The following is a 15,757-nucleotide window of genomic DNA, read 5'->3' as shown; positions in this document are numbered from 1 at the left end:
GCACCGGACCGGGCACGGGTCCCGCAGCGGACACGACGGAGGCATCCTCCACCGACGGCGCACCCAACGGCGGCCGGCTTCCCGCACGCTGTACGGCGGCGCTCGGCAAAGGACTCACGGAGGAACTCTGGACGTCCTCGGCCTGCCGCTGAACCACGGGAAGCACCGGACCGGGCACGGGTCCCGCAGCGGACACGACGGAGGCATCCTCCACCGACGGCGCACCCAACGGCGGCCGGCTTCCCGCACGCTGTACGGGCGTGCTCGGTGCGGCCGTCTCGTCGACCACCGCAGACCTCAGGGCAGGGACATGGCGTACAGGCCCCATCACCCGGGGGGCGACCGTCAAGTGGGGCCCCACCGACCGTGGCTGGACGGCGGGGAGGGACACCTCCGACCGACTTCCGCTCGGCGCGGGCTGCGCACCCGTCTCCGGCGCCTCCTTCGCGGCACGCTGGACGGACGGTCCGACCGCCCCCGGGATCACCGCGACGCGTCGCACGAGCGGAACCGGCGCGGCGGCCGACGGGGCAACGGGCCGTTGGACAGCGGGAGTCGGGGAGGAAGGGACAGCGGGGGAACCCACGGACGACGTGATGTCACGACTCTGCGAAGTTCCGCCCGACCTCCCCTTCCCCACAGTGCGGTTGGCACCGGAGGAGCCACCACGAGCTGGACGTACCGACGCCGACGTCGACGCCGAGCGAGAATCCCCCTGCGCCCCGTCCTCCGACCCCTCGCCCCCTTCCGTCCGCACCACCCGAAGCAGCAGCGGCCCCCCGCCAACGCTCACAGCGCGCGGGCCGGCCGGGCGAGCCACACCCCGCACCAGCCCAGCCGGAGCCGTCGGCAGCAGCGCATGCCCGAGCCCGCTGTCGAAGGAAGGGTTCTGCCAGGCGGCGAGCGCCGCACGGAAGGTGAGGCCGTCACTCACGCCCAACGGAGCACGGGAGACGGTCAGTTGAGGTGGGGCGGTGCGGCGCCAACCGCCGTCCCAGTCGCCAGGCATGGAGGAACCCACAGGACCCGATGCACCCGAAGGATCCGAAGAACCCGAACCGCCGTCGCCACCGGCATCCGAGCCCCCAGGCACGGCAGAGCCCCGGGCCTCCGACCCGCCCGCCCCGGCGCGGCGGCGCAGCCTGTCCCGCCATGCCATCTACTCAACCGCTTTCGTTCATACGGGTGTTGATACGGGCGATCTCGGCCACCCACTGCTGGCGTTCACCATGCGTGAGATCGAGGATCTCCTCGCGCTCCCAGTGGAAGTGGTAGGCGATGTACGCGATCTCCTCCCGGAGCCGGGGAAGGGCGTACGTCACGATTCCCCCAGGCGCCCACCCGAGAGGTCGACCTCGAAGCCGCCCTCGCAGTGCGGGCAGGTGACCGCCGCGCGGGTGTGGCCCTCGCTGTTGACGCGGCGGTAGAAGTCCTGGAGGAACGCCACGTCTGTGGCGTACATCCGCTCGACGATCCCGGCGTGCACATCCGTGATCGTGCCGAGCCGGGTGATCACCTGGCTCAGCAGCACCACGCTCAGATACGCCGGGTTCTCCTTGACCCGCAGGTCGATCTGGGGCCGCAGCTCGTCGCGGGCTGTGGCCAGCCGCATCGCGCCGTACCGGTGCACGGTGCCCGCCTCGTCCACGTACCCGCGCGGCAGCTCGAACTCGAACTCCGTGCGCAATCCGCTGTTGTCCTCACGGCGCGGCGGGGCGGCGGCCGGGGTGGCCGCCACCTGCTGCTCCGACGCCTGGGCGGGCGCCGTCACCTGGAGGAGATCCTCCAGGTTGCCCGCCGTCACCGTACGGCGTCTCATTCGACGACGATCTCCTCGAACGTGATCGTGACCGACTCGGTGGCCGGGGACGACTCGCCCGCCTTCAGGGAGGGGCCCTCCCACTTGGAGGCCCAGCCCTGCATCAGCTGGATACGGCGGACGGTGTTGCCCTCGGTGTCCTTGATCTCGATGGTGAGGTTCTGCCGCGCGGTGTTGACGGCCCCGTTGTTCAGGGTCTCCTTGATCCACTGGGTGAACTCGCTGCTCTGGTCGAGTCCCCGCGTGATCGTGATCTCACCGGCCTGCCGGGCACCCGGCTGCTTGCGGATGATCTGCTTGCCCTCCGCGGTGACCTGCTTGACCTCGACGACATCCTCTTCGACGGTGAACCCGCTGATCTCCTGGATGGACTCCACCAGGTATCCGCCGAGTTGCACGCCGAAGACGTGAGTGGAAAGAGCATCGCCCGTTGCCATGACTGTCTGTCAACCTTTCCTTACAGAACCGGACTCGCGGATCACTCGTCGATGAGGCTGGTGGTGTCGGAGAACTGGGCCAGCCGGAAGACCACGAACTCGGCGGGCTTGACCGGCGAGACGCCGATCTCGCAGACGACCCGGCCCTGGTCGATGGACTCCTGCGGGTTGTTGTCGCGATCGCACTTCACATAGAACGCCTCGTCGGCGGTACGACCGAACAGCGCGCCCCGGCGCCATTCCTCGGTGAGGAACGCGGTGACATTGCGGCGGATGCTGGACCACAGCCGGTCGTCGTTGGGCTCGAACACGACCCACTGGGTGCCCAGGAGGATGGACTCCTCCAGGTAGTTGAACAGGCGGCGCACGTTCAGGTAGCGCCAGGCCGGGTCGGAGGAGAGCGTGCGGGCCCCCCAGATCCGGATGCCGCGGCCGGGGAAGGCCCGGATGCAGTTCACGCCGATCGGGTTCAGCAGGTCCTGCTCGCCCTTGCTGAGGCGGAGCTCCAGGTCGACCGCGCCGCGGATCACCTCGTTCGCCGGCGCCTTGTGCACCCCGCGCTCGGCGTCGCTGCGCGCCCACACACCGGCGATGTGACCGCTCGGCGGGACGGTGGTGTTGCGCCCGAGGGCCGGGTCGAAGACCCGCACCCACGGGTAGTAGAGGGTGGCGTAGCGGGAGTCGTAGCCCGCCTCGTCGTTGCGCCAGGTGCGCACCTGCTGGGCGTTGAGCCCGGGCGGGGCGTCGAGGACGGCCACGCGGTCGCCCATCTGCTCGCAGTGCGAGATGACTGCGAGTTGCACGGTGCGCACGCCCTCGGCATCGATGTCGCCGCGCTGGTAGGCGCCCATCAGGTCGGGCACCGCGACCATGGTGATCTCGTCGATGGTCTCCAGACCGCCGAACCCGGTACGGGCCGCCGCGTCGCCGACGTACTCGGCGGGGTCGATGCGGGCCAGCTCACCGGAGCCGTTCGAGGCGGGGGCGCCGACGGCGTCGGGGATCGCGACGGTCTGGGCGGCGGGCTTGGTCTGGGACGCGCCGCGCTGCTCGGTGACCTCGATCAGCTTGGAGGCGCGGGCCTGGGTGACCAGGTAGCCCTTGACGTTCTTGCGGGTGGAGGCGTCGTACGTCTCCACCACCTCGTCGCCGCGCCGGACCAGGACCTTGAAGCGGTCCTCCGGCGGGTTCTCGCCGTCCACGTCGGCGACCTCCACCGACACCCCGGTCATGCCCGGCTTGGCCGCGATCAGGAAGCCGCCGAGTTCGACCGGCGCAGCCGCCTTCGGCTGCCGGCCGCCATTGACCGACGGGCCCGAGGCGGCCTCGGCGGCCCCGCCGATGCGCACCACGTACGCGGCACCGCCGCCGTTGGAGAAGTACCCGTAGAGCGCGTGGGCGAGATAGGTGCCCTCGGTGAAGCCGCCGAACACCTGGGAGTACTGGTCCCAGCTGGTGACCAGCGTCGGCGCGTGGAACGGCCCCTTCTCGGCGAAGCCGACGAACGCGGCGACGGCCGTGCCGACCCCTTCGATCGGTCGGGCACCGGACTGCACCTCCTCCACGTATACGCCCGGGGTGAGGTACGTCGGCATGCTCGCTCCTTAACGTCCTTACGGTCACCTGTGTCCAGGCCGAGTCTGCGCGGCGTACCGGCACAGCGGCAGGGACCTGCGGACCTGCCCGGGGGCAATACATCTGCCTTTACGGACGCCCCAGGTTGACCGTCCCGACGTCGCCCACCGTTGCCCTCGCGCTGCCCCTTCGGGCCTGGACGCCCCGCTCGCCCCCGCGATGAACTGGAGAGCCGCAGCATGGGCGCCGACGAGGAGGCAGCAGGTGCAGACTTCCAAGCCGCGCACCGGCCGGAGCGAGGACCAGGAACCGGCGCGCGGCCAGGCCGGCGCCCGACGGGAGGCGTCCGGGAACGGCGCCGCCGTACCGCCCCCGCTCACGGCCGCCGCGCTCCAGGCCGCCCAGGGCACGGCGGGCAACGCCGCGGTGACCGGCATGATCGCCCGCCGCGCGCGCACCACAAAAGCCCCGGAGCAGCCCGGCACCGAGGTGCACGACGTCCTGCGCTCGGCCGGCAAACCCCTTGCAGGGCCGGTGCGCCAGGAGATGGAGTCCCGGTTCGACACCGACTTCTCCGACGTACGGCTGCACACCGGCGCCTCGGCGGCCCGCTCGGCCCGTTCCGTCGGCGCGCGTGCCTACACCTCCGGCAGCCATGTCGTCATCGGCGAAGGCGGCGGCGACAAGCACACCCTCGCGCATGAACTCACCCACGTCGTCCAGCAGCGGCAGGGGCCGGTCGCGGGCACCGACCACGGCAACGGCCTGCGCGTGTCTGACCCCTCGGACCGGTTCGAACGGGAGGCCGAGGCGAACGCGCACCGGATCATGGCGGGGCCCGCACCCGTGCAGCGGGCGGAAGCGTGCACCGCGGAGCACTCCGGGCCGGTGTCCTCCGGGGCGGCGGTGATCCAGCGCAAGGGCCATGAGGCGCTCTCGGACAAGCTGCCGGCGGTCGGGTCCGACGGCAACCCCCTGAAGTCCTTCCTCAAGTCCTGGGGGAGCACGCCCGCGCAGGAGTCACCCGAGCTGGCGGAGATCCGCGAGGGCATCAAGGCGTACGACGCGGATCCCAAGCGTGACCCGATGCACTGTGCGCAGGAGCTGATGACACTGCTGTTGGCGGTCGGCAGCGCCGAGGAGAACCTCACCAAGGAGTCCGGGACCGCCGCCCGGCACTTCCTGACCGAGGCCCGCACGGCTCTCAAGGCCGAGAACACCCTGGTGACCGAACAGATCGGCAGGGACAGCGACTTCCCCGCCGAAGCACGCGCCCCCTTCGAGGCGATGACCGCGCGCGGCCTGCTCTGGAACGAGGAGACCTGGGCCGACAGCGCCGTGGCGTTCGCCATGAACGGGCCGAGCTATTTCCGCGAACTCTCCGAGATGAACCGGGCCGGTATGGCCAACGAGATCAATACCCGCGGGCGCAAGGACTGGGTGAGCGGCGTCGAGCGAAACCTGACAGCCGCGCTGCGGCAGAGCGTGCTGTGCCACTACACCAAGGACGAGGCCCGGGCTGACCTGCTGTCGCAGGCGAACCAGATCAAGTCGAAGACGGAGCTGCTGAAGGACAACCCCGACGCGGCCAACAACTCCGAGGGCTACGACGCACACGTCCTGGCGAACGAGGGCTTCGTCTTCTTCTTCCTGGAGGCACCGGGCAGCGAGTTCCGCGACACCCGGTTCGGAAAGGTCCGGTTCGAGATCCCGCTCGCGGACTCGCCCCTGGAGTCCCAGGGCTGGCTCATGCTCAGCGACTTCGCCCAGCGTGAGTATCCGGTGATCAAGGCCGACCCCACCGAACCCACGGCCTTCAAGAGTGAACTGCCCACCCGCATGGACAAGATGCCCAAGCAGTTCTCCCGGCCCGTGCGGAATTTCGACCGCGGGATGAACAAGACGGACCTCGACATGATGGAACTCATCATGCAGGCCAAGGCACAGGAGACGGACCCGGAGCGGGCCAACCTGCTCCCCGTCGTCAAGAACGAGGTCGCGGCGGACGAGTTCAGCACGATGACCTACGGCGCCGGCCACCGGAAGGAGAAGGAGTACAAGGAGCGGATCCGCTCCAACACCCTGAGGGGCAGGGACATCATTCCCGGCCTGGTGGACCGCGCGGTGCTGGAGATCATGCGGATGGAGGACGCCAATCCCGCCTTGGCGAACCGGCTGAAGAGCATGTCCGGCGCGGAACTGATGAAGTTCCTCCTCAAGGACCTCCTGCGTCCGCAGGCGATGCTGCCCAACAGCGTGGATCTCAGCAAGGCCACGAGAAGGTCCAAGCCCTGACCTCGGGCCGGTCGCCTCACACGTCGGCGGCCTGCGCCAGGTACGGCCCGAACTCGCTCTCCAGGACCAGCCGTCCGAGCTTGCGGTACTCCTGGGCGATCGCGGTCACCGTCTGCCGCATGGTGAGCGGCTCACCGGACTCGGCCGCGAGGTAGGCGGCGGTGACCGCGCAGGCGCGGATCGAGCCGCCGGCCAGTTCGAAGCGGTCGGCGCAGAAGGCGAGGTCCAGGTCGTCGCCCCGGGGCAGTCGGTCGCCCAGGCACCGGTCCCACAGGGCAAGGCGCTGGCCGGCGTCCGGCACCGGGAAGTCCGCGACCACGTCGAGGCGGCGGGTGAACGCCTCGTCCAGGTTGGCCCGCAGGTTGGTGGTCAGCACCGCGATCCCGTCGAACGACTCCATGCGCTGGAGCAGATACGCCGACTCGATGTTGGCGTGCCGGTCGTGGGCGTCCTTCACCTCCGAGCGCTTGCCGAATATCGCGTCGGCCTCGTCGAAGAGCAGCACCGCGTTGACCGCCGACGCCTCGGTGAAGATCCGCTCCAGGTTCTTCTCGGTCTCCCCGATGTACTTGTCGACGACCGTGGACAGATCCACCACGTACAGGTCCATGCCCAGGTCTGCGGCGACGACCTCGGCGGACATGGTCTTGCCGGTGCCCGACTCGCCGGCGAACAGCGCGATGACACCGCGGCCCCGGCCGCCGCCGGGCCGCATCCCCCACTGCCCGAGCACCTGCTCGCGGTGGCGGGCGCGCAGCGCGAGTTCACGCAGCCGGCGGTGGGTGGTCGGCGGCAGCACCAGATCGTCCCAGCCGACCCCCGGCTCAACGCGCCGGGCGAGCCGGTCCAGCCCGGCGCCGTTCTGCGCCCGTACGGCGGTACGCAGATCGTCGGGACCCACCTGCCGTCCCTCGATGGTGGCTGTCCGCACCGCCGCGTCGGCGGCCCGGCGCAACTGCCCGGAGTCCAGGCGATGCGCGGCGACGGCCCGGGCGAGCGCCTCGACGTCACCGGTCACGGCGTCACCGGCGGCCCGGTCCAGCGCGTGGCGCCAGCGTGCGGCCTGTCGTTCCGGGGAGGGTGCCTCGACGTTCAGCACGACGGGGGTGTCGGCCGCCCATGCCGGATCCCAGCCGGTCGTGCCGTGGGTGAACAGGGGGATGCCGCGTAGTTCGGCGCACAACGACGAGAGCGTTCGGGCTCGTTCGGCGGGTTCTCCGGGCAACGCGGTCAGCGGGCCGAGGACCACACCGGCGCCGGTCAGCCGGGCTTCGAGGGCGATCACCCGGGCCAGTGCCGGCACGTCGGCCGAGCGCCGGGCGAGCGCCACCGCGTCCAGGACGAGCGGGCCGAGTCCGGCCGCGTGCAGGGCGGCGGTGGCCAGCCCCTCGGCGTCGCCGCCCCGGCTGCGCAGATGGACGAGACCGACGCCGGTGCCGGCCGCGGCCGCCGCGCGGTGGACGTCCGCGGCCTCGGCGGTCGGGTCCTCCCGGGGCTCGCCGAGCACACCGGTGAGCCGGGCGTCGGGCCGTGTGCCGCCCAGGAGGTGCGCGGTGACCCGGTCAGGGACGGCCAGGACACGGGACAGCGGCGGCCGCTCCGGTTCGGTGACCTCCACCAGACCGTGTGCGATCAGCGGCGCCCCGGGGGCGAGGCGGAACCGGGCGGGCGAGGCGCCGCCGAGTCCGCACAGCTCCAGCGCGAGCCCGACCGTGGGCCGACGGCGTGTCAGGTCGTCGTTGAGGTAGCCGTAGAGCCGCTCGAACCGCGCGTCCAGGTCGGGTGCCATCGCGACCAGCAGCAGGTCCAGGTCGAGCGAGGACAGCCCGAACCGCCGGACGAGTCCGTCGAGCACAGACCCCGCCGGCGGCTGCCAGAGTCCCTGGGCGGGCACTAGCCCACCCGGCTCGTCCAGGATCCGCGCCGCCGCTTCCGGGGTGAGGTACTGGCCCCGGTAGGGATCGTCGGGATCGGGGTCCACGGACCGTCGTACCGCCACGGCCTCCCGTACCCGCGCCTCGACGGCACCGAGCCGCTCCCACAGGGGATCCACACCGGTGTCCCCTCCCGCGCCGACACCGCCCCCGACCTCGGGTTCCACGGTGTACGTCACGCCTGCCGATCCCCCCTACGCCGCCTGCGCGCCGGGGCCGGCGGCCGTTCACGGGGCCCGGTGAACCCATCGCGGCCGGGGTCAGTGGCCTCCGTGTAGCGCAGCCGGCGGCCCGGGCTCGTCTCCTCACCCTCGCGGGCGGCGGCGGAGCGCACGACGAGACCTTCGGTGACGGGCGGCGCGGCGGCCCTGGTCACACCGGCGAGCGGTGCCCGCACCCGTACCCCGAGCGACGCCTTCATCTCTCCGCCGAGCGCCGACCAGACGTCCGCGGCGGTCGGCGCGTCCATGCCCGTCCCGGCGGTCTCCAGGCCCACAGTCAGGCCGAGTTCGGCGAGCGAGCCGGTGAGCAGCCCGGCGGGCAGCGTGTCGTGGGCGACCAGCGCGCCGAGCACCTGGGACAGCAGCCGGTGCTCGTCCTGCGGGCGACTCGCCCACGCCGTGACCAGATAGGCCAGCTGGAACCAGCGCGGCGGGGAGCGCCGGGCGACGAGGTGTCCATCCTCGTCGTACACCTCCCCGGCACCGGTACCGCGTCGTACGGCGTCCTCGCGGATGTCGTACAGGAAGACGCAGACCGTCGGGGCGCTGCGGCGGGCCGCCCAGTCCCGGGTGGGGGCGTCGAAGACCACCTCGATGCCCGATGCCTCCAGACCGCTCTCGGCGAGCAGCCGCCGCAGGCCCTCGTCGACCTCGTGGATCACCGGCGGGTCACCTCGTCCGGCGGCTGCACACTGCCGTTGACGACCAGGAAGTCGGTCTTCACCGGGGAGAATCCGGAACCGCCGGCGGTGATGGTGCGCGGCCCGGTCTGGTCCTTGGCGAGGATGAGCAGCTGGCCGATGAACGTGCCGTCGGTCTTCGGGATCGTGGGCGCTGCCGCCGCGGTGATCCCCGGGTTCCACTTGAACTTCACCGGCACTCCCGGCGGGAAGTCCTTGCCGCGCACGGAGGTGACGAAGCCGGGCTTGCCGATGTCCGGCACCGCGACGATGCGCGGCTGGAGGATGCGCAGCCGCTCCTTGGCCGTGTTGTCGTTCTTGTTCGCGTCCGTGCCGGTAGTGGTGAGCACGCCGGTGACCTGGCCGGTCATCGCCTTCTTCGGGCTGAGCACGACCCGTACGACGGTGCTCGCGCCCGGCGTGAGGTCGGGCAGCGCGCACACCCAGTGCTGGTCGCAGCCCTCGGGCGGCCCGCTGTTGGGCAGCCCCGAGGGCAGGCCGATCTTCAGCCGCAGTCCGGTGGCCAGCGCGTTGCGGCCGTTGCGAACGGTGTACGTCACCACGACGCGCCCGCCGACATAGCCGGGGTTCGGCTGGGCCGTGACCCGCACCCCGGGCCCGGCCTTCGGCTCCTCGGGCTCCGGGGGCACCGTGGGCGGCGTGGTGGGGGTCGGGGTGGGCGTGGAGCTCGGGGGCGGTGTCGAGGGGGGCGGTGTCGAGGGGGGCGGTGTCGAGGGGGGCGGTGTCGCCTCGCGCACCGGCACCACGGTCCGGCCCGTGTTGTCGCTGGGCTGCGGGTCCAGGACCGTGCCGGTGACCGACCAGTCGACCGGGGCGTCACCGGGGGTGACTCCGGTGAGCGTGACGTCCACCGGCACGGTGGTGCCGGGTTCCACCACGCCCAGGTCGCACTGGAGCGAGGAGGCGTCGCAGGTGCCGCCGGGCCGGCTGATCCCGGTGACCTGCACGCCGGTCGGCGGCGCGACGGTCAGGCGGGTGCCGGGCGAGGCGGCGGGGCCGTTGTTGACCACGTCGACGCGGACCGTGGTGGAGTCGCCGACGGTGACCTCCGGCGTGGTGCCGGGCGCACGGACGGCGAGGTCCACGGACTGCTGGACGGTGGGTTCCTTCTGGCGGCCCGGGAGTTCGGTGGTGAGCGGGGTGATGTCGCCGGAGTCGACGTCCAGGAGGCTCAGCTTCTCGGGGCTGTTGACCGCGGCCTCGGCACGGGAGCTGAATACCAGGCTCTTGCCGTCGGCGGTCCAGGCGGCGTCGCGCGGCTGGTGCGGTCCGGTGGTCGTGGTGTCCGGCAGCTCCCGGCCGCAGGCGCCGGACTGGCCGCGGGCGGCAGTGGGCAGCAGCACCTGGCAGTCGCCGCCGGACACGGACGTCAGGAGGATGCCGTTCTCCTCGTCGATCCGGCCGGCGCCGTTCTTGCGGTTGAAGGCGATGCTGCGCCCGTCCGGTGAGAACGCCGGGCTGTCGTCGATGACCGCGCAGTCGCCCGGGCAGTTGGCGGCGCTCAGGTCGCGCTGCTGGGTCAGGTCGTTCACGGGCACGGTCCACACGTGCTTGTTGCCGCCGCCCCCGTTGATCTCCATGTTGCGGGTGAAGGCCAGGGTGGTGCCGTCGGACGACCAGGTGGGCTGGGCGTCCTGGCCCTGGAGCTGCCCGGCCGGCGGCACGATCTCGCCGGTGATCGCGCCGGTGGCGACATCCGCGATGAGGATGCGGCTGGCTCCGGCGGCATCGCCGACGCCGCCCGGCGAAGTCCGGGTGAAGGCGAGGTACTTGCCGTCCGGGGAGAACGTCGGGTCGGTGTCCCAGTCGTTCGCGCCGCGTCCCGCGAGCGGCAGCGGCGCCGCGTTGGAGCCGTCGGCGTCGGCCATCCAGATCCGCTCGATCCGGCCGTCGGCGCCGTCCTCGAAGCGGGTGAGGACGATCCGGCGGCCGTCGGGCGTGTAGTTCTGCCGCTCGGTCCACGGGTCGTGGCCGGCCGCAGGCTGGAACAGCGGGTCTTTGGCGGGGTCGGTGTTGGTGTCGGCCGCGGGATCCTCGTTGAGGATCGTCAGACCCAGGTCGCGTGGGTCGGAGCCGTCCGCCCGGGCGTCCTGGAGTGTCACCACGTGCGGGTTGGCCGCCGAGGTGCGCTCCACCACCGCCCTGCCGCCGTCCATGGAGCCGAGCCAGGTGGGCGACAGGACGTTCCGGTCCTCATTGAGCACCAGCGAGGGGACCTGGTCGGAGTGGGCGGTCGAGCGGAACACATGGTCCCAGTCGCCCTCGCACTGACAGGTGATCTCGGGGCTGAGGAACAGCACACCGTCCCCGTCGGGCAGCCACGCTGCCCCGTGGGCCCGCCAGGTTGCCTGCGCGCCCCCGAACAGCGGCTCGTCGGCGCTCCCGTTCGTGATCCGCAGCCGGGTCACGGACTGCCCGTCGACGGTCGTGGTGGCGGTGTACGCGATCCAGTCGCGGTTGACGTCGTCGTCGACCGGGTTCCAGGCCGGCTCGGAGGCCGTGCCGTTGGCGGGATCGGTGATCCGGGTGGCGGTGCCACCGCTCAGGGCCCGTACGTAGATCTGCCGGCCGACCAGCCGGTCGCCGTCGTCGGCGTACGCGATGCGCTGCCCGTCGGGGGAGACCGTCGGGTCCTCCTCGTTCGCGGACGTGTTGGTCAGCCGGGTCAGGCCGGTGCCGTCGGTGCGCACCAGCCACAGGTCGCGCTGGGTCCCGCCGCCCAGTCCTGTGGACTCGGCCGCGTCGAACACCACCGACTGGCCGTCGGGGGTCAGTTGGGGGTGCGCCGCGTCCATGCCGCTGGTGAGCCGTCGTACCGAACCGTCGGCGGCCCGCAGATAGACCTGCGGGTCCTTCTCGTCGCGGCGGCTAGCGAAGACCATCTGGTCGCCGAGGGCGGACGGCTGCGTGTCGTAGTGGACCGGGCCGTCACCGAACAGCGGGGTGCTGGAGGTGGTGGAGGCGACCTCACCGAGGCTGCGATGGCCGGTGCCCGCGTACGCGACCCGGGTTTCCGCGGCGTCGGCAGCCGCCGCGGGCTCGGCGCTGCCCGGCCCGGCCGCCGCTGTCACCCCGAGCAGGGGGATCAGCAGCAGGAGCGAGGTGCCGAGTCTCCCCAGGCGGTACCGCCCGCCGGGGCCAGCGGTTTCCATCACGGTCCCCTTCGCAGTCTGGTGCGGCATCTGGATGTGCCCCCGTCACCGTCTACCGGCCGCGCGCGAGACGGCAGGGCTCGAGGTCCGCACCCGGGGGAAGCACGCGGTGTGCTTTCGGGCACCGCCGCCTTCCCCTCCGCCGTCGGGCGGTCCGTCGAACGGGCCTGTCAGATCAGCCCGTTGCGCAGCGCGTAACCCACCGCGTGGGCCCGGTTGCGCAGTTGGAGTCGCGTGATGATCTCGTGCAGGACGTTCTTGACGGTTCTCTCGGAGTACGAGGTCTTGCGGGCGATCTCCGCGGTGTCCAGGCCCTCCGACACCAGGCGCAGCATGTCCGCCTCGCGCGTGGTGAGCGTGGACAGGGACAGGGCCCCGGGGTCGAGCGCCGAGCGCTGGAGATTGCCGACGTGGCTGAGCAGTTCGCCGAGCAGATCGCCGGGCAGCACCCCCTCACCGTTGGCCGCCGCCAGGACCAGCCGCACGAGCTGGTCCTGATCGGCCTCGGCGCGGCGCAGCACCGCCGACACACCGCACTCGATGACGCGTTGCAGCCCGCCGGCCCCGAGGGTGCCTATCACCAGGCCGGTGCGGGTGGCGCTGTTGTACCGCAGCCGGTTCAGCAGGGCGGCCACGTCGTCGTCGATGCCGTCCACGACGACCAGCGAGACCTGGGCCCGCTCCGCGTCGGCGTCGTCCACCAGTTCGGCCTCGGGGCGCTGGCGCAGTTGCTGGACGACACCGACCCGCAGCACGGGGTCGGCGGCGTAGACGGCCACGCTTGCCCGGGTCGGGCCACCGGGGCGAGAGGTGCGGTGGATCGAGCCGGTCCGGAGGAGATCACGTGTCGTGGTGTCGGACATGGCAGGACCGTTCTCCTCTGCGCGGAACATGGGATACCTGTTTTCATGAGTCAGTGGGGGGTTGAGTGATACAGCGCGAGGCGATCACGGGTCAGTGGTGCACCGAAGGCGGCTCGCCACCGTAAGAGCCCACCGTTACCAGGGAGTTGACAGTGGCTTGCCGGGCAGCGTCACTGCCCGCGCATTGCCCTCCCGTCCCTCCCCCGCCTCCCGGGCACCTTCCTACGGTGAGGGCGTGACGCCTTCCGCAGCCTCTTCCGGTCCCGGTGCGCCCGGCCTCGACATCCCGGCCGTGACCGTGACGCCGGGTGACATCGCCACCACCAGCCTGACCGTGCGCAACGACAGCGACATCGTCGAGGCGTACGACCTGAAGGTCGTCGGCGACTGCGCCGCCTGGACCACCGTGGAACCCGAGCGCGTCTCCCTCTACCCCGGCACCTCCGAGACGGTGACGCTCCGTCTGGCGCCGCCGCGCTCCCCGGAGATCCGGGCCGGCGAGATGCCCCTCGGCGTACGGGTCCTTCCGAACGAGCACCCCGAGTCGGTCAAGGTCCTCGAAACCACCGTGCACGTCGGGGAGTTCCACGAGCTGAAGACCGAGCTCGCCCCGCGCCGCCGGCGTGGCTGGCTGCGCGGCCGCTATCTGCTGGCCGTGCGCAACCAGGGCAACACCCCGGTGCAGGTACGCTTCGCCCCCGGCCAGGCCGGCGAGGAACTGGGGTTCACCTTCGCCCCGGCGGAGCCGAAGCTGGAACCCGGGGAGTCGACGGAGGTCCGGCTGCGGGTCCGTACCGCCAAGCCGGTGTGGTTCGGCAACCCCGTGGTCCGGCCGTTCACCGTGGACACCCGCGAGACCGGCGAGCAGGAGGAGACGGCGGAGGGCCGCTGGGACGAGCCCGTCGTCCGGCCGCCGCTGGACGCGGAGTTCGTCCAGATACCGATCTTCCCGAAGTGGCTGCTCGCAGTGCTCGCCGCGCTGCTCGCGCTGTTGCTCGCCTGGTTCGCGCTGGTCCGTCCCGCGGTGCGCAGCGCCGCCAAGGAGGCGGCCACCAAGGCGGTACAGCCGCGTGCCACCCCGCCCGGCGACCAGGCGGGCGGAGAGTCCCCCGGCACCGGCACGAACAACCAGCCCGGCGGCGGCCAGGAGTCGGGGGCGGCGACCGGATCGGGCGCGGGCGGGGGCTCCTCGGCCGAGGGCGGCACCGCGACCGGCGCCGGTCAGCAGAGCTCGGCGACCATCGACCTGAAGACGGGCACCGGGCAGACCAAGACCGGCACCTACAAGGTGCCCGAGAACAGCATCTTCGGGGTCACGGACATCGTCGTCGCCAACTTCCAGGGCGACGAAGGGGTGATGACGATCACCTTCGGCGACCGCAAGATCACCACGATCGCGCTGGAGACGTTCCGCAACCAGGACTACCACTGGGTCACCCCCATCAAGATCCCCGAGAACGACACGGTGACCATCAACGTGACCTGTGCGAAGCCCGGTACACCGGCCACGGGCCAGCAGGCGCAGGAATGCCACGAGGTCCTCAATGTGAGCGGATCGCTCAGCCGCACCACCGAGTGAATCGGACGTTCTTCTTCCGGATCATTGTCGACCATTAGTGCCTACATCTGTAAAGCTCGGTATCCCTTTCGGCCGGAAATCGATATCCCGGGTCTCAAAAGCAGCACCTGCGCCGGCTTCCCGCGGGCCTGGTTGAGCCGGCTGCGCACGGTGCCGACCGGTACCTCGCAGACGTCGGCGATTTCCTGGTAGGAGGTGATGCCGCTGAAGCGCCGCAGCATCAGCACCAGCCGGGCGCCCGAACCACCACGGGTCGCGGGCCCCGGCAGAGCACGGCCCCCTGACCGACGTCGCAGCGGGGCCAGGGCGAACCCTGCCAACTGGCCACCCATGGTGATCGAGTAGGCCTCGCGGTCCGGGCCGTGAAGTAGCTGTCCAACCAGCAATACCGAACGTGCCATCCGCCGACAACTCCAACGGCAGAAACTCGGAGAAGTCATGCAGATGCAACTCCAGCAGTTTCGCCAGGGCAGGTTTGTCATCAGCCCCGACAGCGGCGAGTTCAACACGGCACATGTCCGTTTGTAGATGGTGAATTCAGCGATCGCCCACCAGTTACTCGCGACATTGCCGGTGTTGACGACCTTGACGTACACGTACACGTCCGCGCTAGGCGCATAATCGCCGATGTTGCTGCCGGAATGGAGCAGGATCTTGTCGAACGTCTGCGTCTGCCCCATGTCGACTTGGATCCACAGGCCGTCGTACTGGCCTGTTCCGGAGCTGTACCGGGTGTCGGAATTGCCGTCCAGCATGTTTGCGGGACCGTCGTTGTACGGGCTTGTGTCCGAGGTCGTTGCGGTCCAGCCCGTGCGCGACAGCGCGGGGCCCAGGTCTATGACGTCGAAGGAAGCTCCACCTGCGTCTGCTCCGCCGGCTCCGTTCACCGAGAGCTTGTACGTCCCCACCGGAAGCCCGCTCGGCACGTACGCGCTGATGCTCGTGTCCGACCAACTGTCAATTTCGGCGAAGAGCTTCCCGAAACGCACTGTACCGAGCCCCTGCGCGTCACCGAAATGAGAACCGCTGATCGTGAACTTGGCACGCGGTATGCCTTGCTTCGGCTTCAGGCTTCCGAAGACCGGTGCGGGGAAGCTTGACAGCTTCTGCGTGGTGAACATCGCCGACGTCCCGCTCGGCAGGGTGTAGGTGTACGAGCCGTCGGCGGACACCGACCCGGT

General features: G+C 71.1%; 11 protein-coding genes. 2 read left to right on the top strand and 9 right to left on the bottom strand.

Going from position 1 to position 15,757, the window contains the following annotated elements:
- Positions 1-1,163 precede the first annotated feature (1,163 nt).
- Genes ACWD3E_RS29925 through ACWD3E_RS29910 form a run of 4 tightly spaced genes read right to left on the bottom strand, consistent with a single transcriptional unit; the run spans position 1,164 to position 3,851 of the window.
- Entirely contained in the window at positions 1,164-1,322 is a 159-nt protein-coding gene (locus ACWD3E_RS29925) for a DUF6760 family protein (RefSeq protein WP_175439233.1), read from the bottom strand.
- Positions 1,319-1,819, bottom strand: coding sequence for a zinc-ribbon domain-containing protein (locus ACWD3E_RS29920; RefSeq protein ID WP_225830391.1), 501 nt, complete (start codon positions 1,817-1,819; stop codon positions 1,319-1,321). The genes ACWD3E_RS29925 and ACWD3E_RS29920 overlap by 4 nt, the downstream gene beginning before the upstream one ends.
- Positions 1,816-2,256 (bottom strand): phage tail protein, encoded by a 441-nt coding sequence (locus tag ACWD3E_RS29915; RefSeq protein ID WP_041127466.1) that lies wholly within the window; start codon positions 2,254-2,256, stop codon positions 1,816-1,818. Before ACWD3E_RS29915 ends, ACWD3E_RS29920 begins: the two co-directional genes overlap by 4 nt.
- Positions 2,257-2,297: 41 nt before the next feature.
- Positions 2,298-3,851 carry a phage tail sheath family protein gene (locus tag ACWD3E_RS29910; RefSeq protein WP_451390688.1) on the bottom strand — a complete coding sequence of 518 codons (1,554 nt, stop codon included), beginning with the start codon at positions 3,849-3,851 and terminating at the stop codon, positions 2,298-2,300.
- A gap of 244 nt (positions 3,852-4,095) precedes the next feature.
- Between ACWD3E_RS29910 and ACWD3E_RS29905 the strand changes: the two genes are divergently transcribed.
- Complete coding sequence (locus ACWD3E_RS29905; protein WP_451390687.1) at positions 4,096-6,126, top strand: eCIS core domain-containing protein; 2,031 nt, start codon at positions 4,096-4,098, stop codon at positions 6,124-6,126.
- Between the two features lie 16 nt (positions 6,127-6,142).
- Here the strand turns inward: ACWD3E_RS29905 and ACWD3E_RS29900 are convergent, their stop codons facing one another.
- The 4 genes from ACWD3E_RS29900 to ACWD3E_RS29885 form a co-directional block, all read right to left on the bottom strand.
- A complete protein-coding gene (locus tag ACWD3E_RS29900; RefSeq protein WP_451390686.1) occupies positions 6,143-8,239 on the bottom strand; it encodes an AAA family ATPase in 2,097 nt (698 codons plus the stop codon).
- Positions 8,236-8,943, bottom strand: coding sequence for a DUF4255 domain-containing protein (locus ACWD3E_RS29895; RefSeq protein WP_225830388.1), 708 nt, complete (start codon positions 8,941-8,943; stop codon positions 8,236-8,238). Before ACWD3E_RS29895 ends, ACWD3E_RS29900 begins: the two co-directional genes overlap by 4 nt.
- Positions 8,940-12,134 carry a hypothetical protein gene (locus tag ACWD3E_RS29890; protein ID WP_451390685.1) on the bottom strand — a complete coding sequence of 1,065 codons (3,195 nt, stop codon included), beginning with the start codon at positions 12,132-12,134 and terminating at the stop codon, positions 8,940-8,942. The genes ACWD3E_RS29895 and ACWD3E_RS29890 overlap by 4 nt, the downstream gene beginning before the upstream one ends.
- A 170-nt stretch (positions 12,135-12,304) precedes the next feature.
- A complete protein-coding gene (locus tag ACWD3E_RS29885) occupies positions 12,305-12,997 on the bottom strand; it encodes a LuxR C-terminal-related transcriptional regulator (RefSeq protein WP_451390684.1) in 693 nt (230 codons plus the stop codon).
- A gap of 235 nt (positions 12,998-13,232) precedes the next feature.
- Between ACWD3E_RS29885 and ACWD3E_RS29880 the strand changes: the two genes are divergently transcribed.
- Complete coding sequence (locus tag ACWD3E_RS29880; protein ID WP_451390683.1) at positions 13,233-14,576, top strand: COG1470 family protein; 1,344 nt, start codon at positions 13,233-13,235, stop codon at positions 14,574-14,576.
- A gap of 41 nt (positions 14,577-14,617) precedes the next feature.
- Here the strand turns inward: ACWD3E_RS29880 and ACWD3E_RS29875 are convergent, their stop codons facing one another.
- The gene (locus tag ACWD3E_RS29875) at positions 14,618-15,748 is read right to left on the bottom strand and encodes a discoidin domain-containing protein (RefSeq protein WP_451390682.1); all 1,131 of its coding nucleotides are present in this window, start codon (positions 15,746-15,748) and stop codon (positions 14,618-14,620) included.
- Positions 15,749-15,757 lie beyond the last annotated feature (9 nt).

Source organism: Streptomyces sp. NPDC002676, from assembly GCF_053592455.1.
This window is presented reverse-complemented; position numbering and strand designations above follow the sequence as displayed.

Bases quoted from the DNA above. Each gene is read 5' to 3' on its own strand.
- ACWD3E_RS29920 (WP_225830391.1), bottom strand. From the start codon at position 1,819: ATGAGACGCCGTACGGTGACGGCGGGCAACCTGGAGGATCTCCTCCAG.
- ACWD3E_RS29915 (WP_041127466.1), bottom strand. From the start codon at position 2,256: ATGGCAACGGGCGATGCTCTTTCCACTCACGTCTTCGGCGTGCAACTC.
- ACWD3E_RS29910 (WP_451390688.1), bottom strand. From the start codon at position 3,851: ATGCCGACGTACCTCACCCCGGGCGTATACGTGGAGGAGGTGCAGTCC.
- ACWD3E_RS29890 (WP_451390685.1), bottom strand. From the start codon at position 12,134: ATGGAAACCGCTGGCCCCGGCGGGCGGTACCGCCTGGGGAGACTCGGC.
- ACWD3E_RS29885 (WP_451390684.1), bottom strand. From the start codon at position 12,997: ATGTCCGACACCACGACACGTGATCTCCTCCGGACCGGCTCGATCCAC.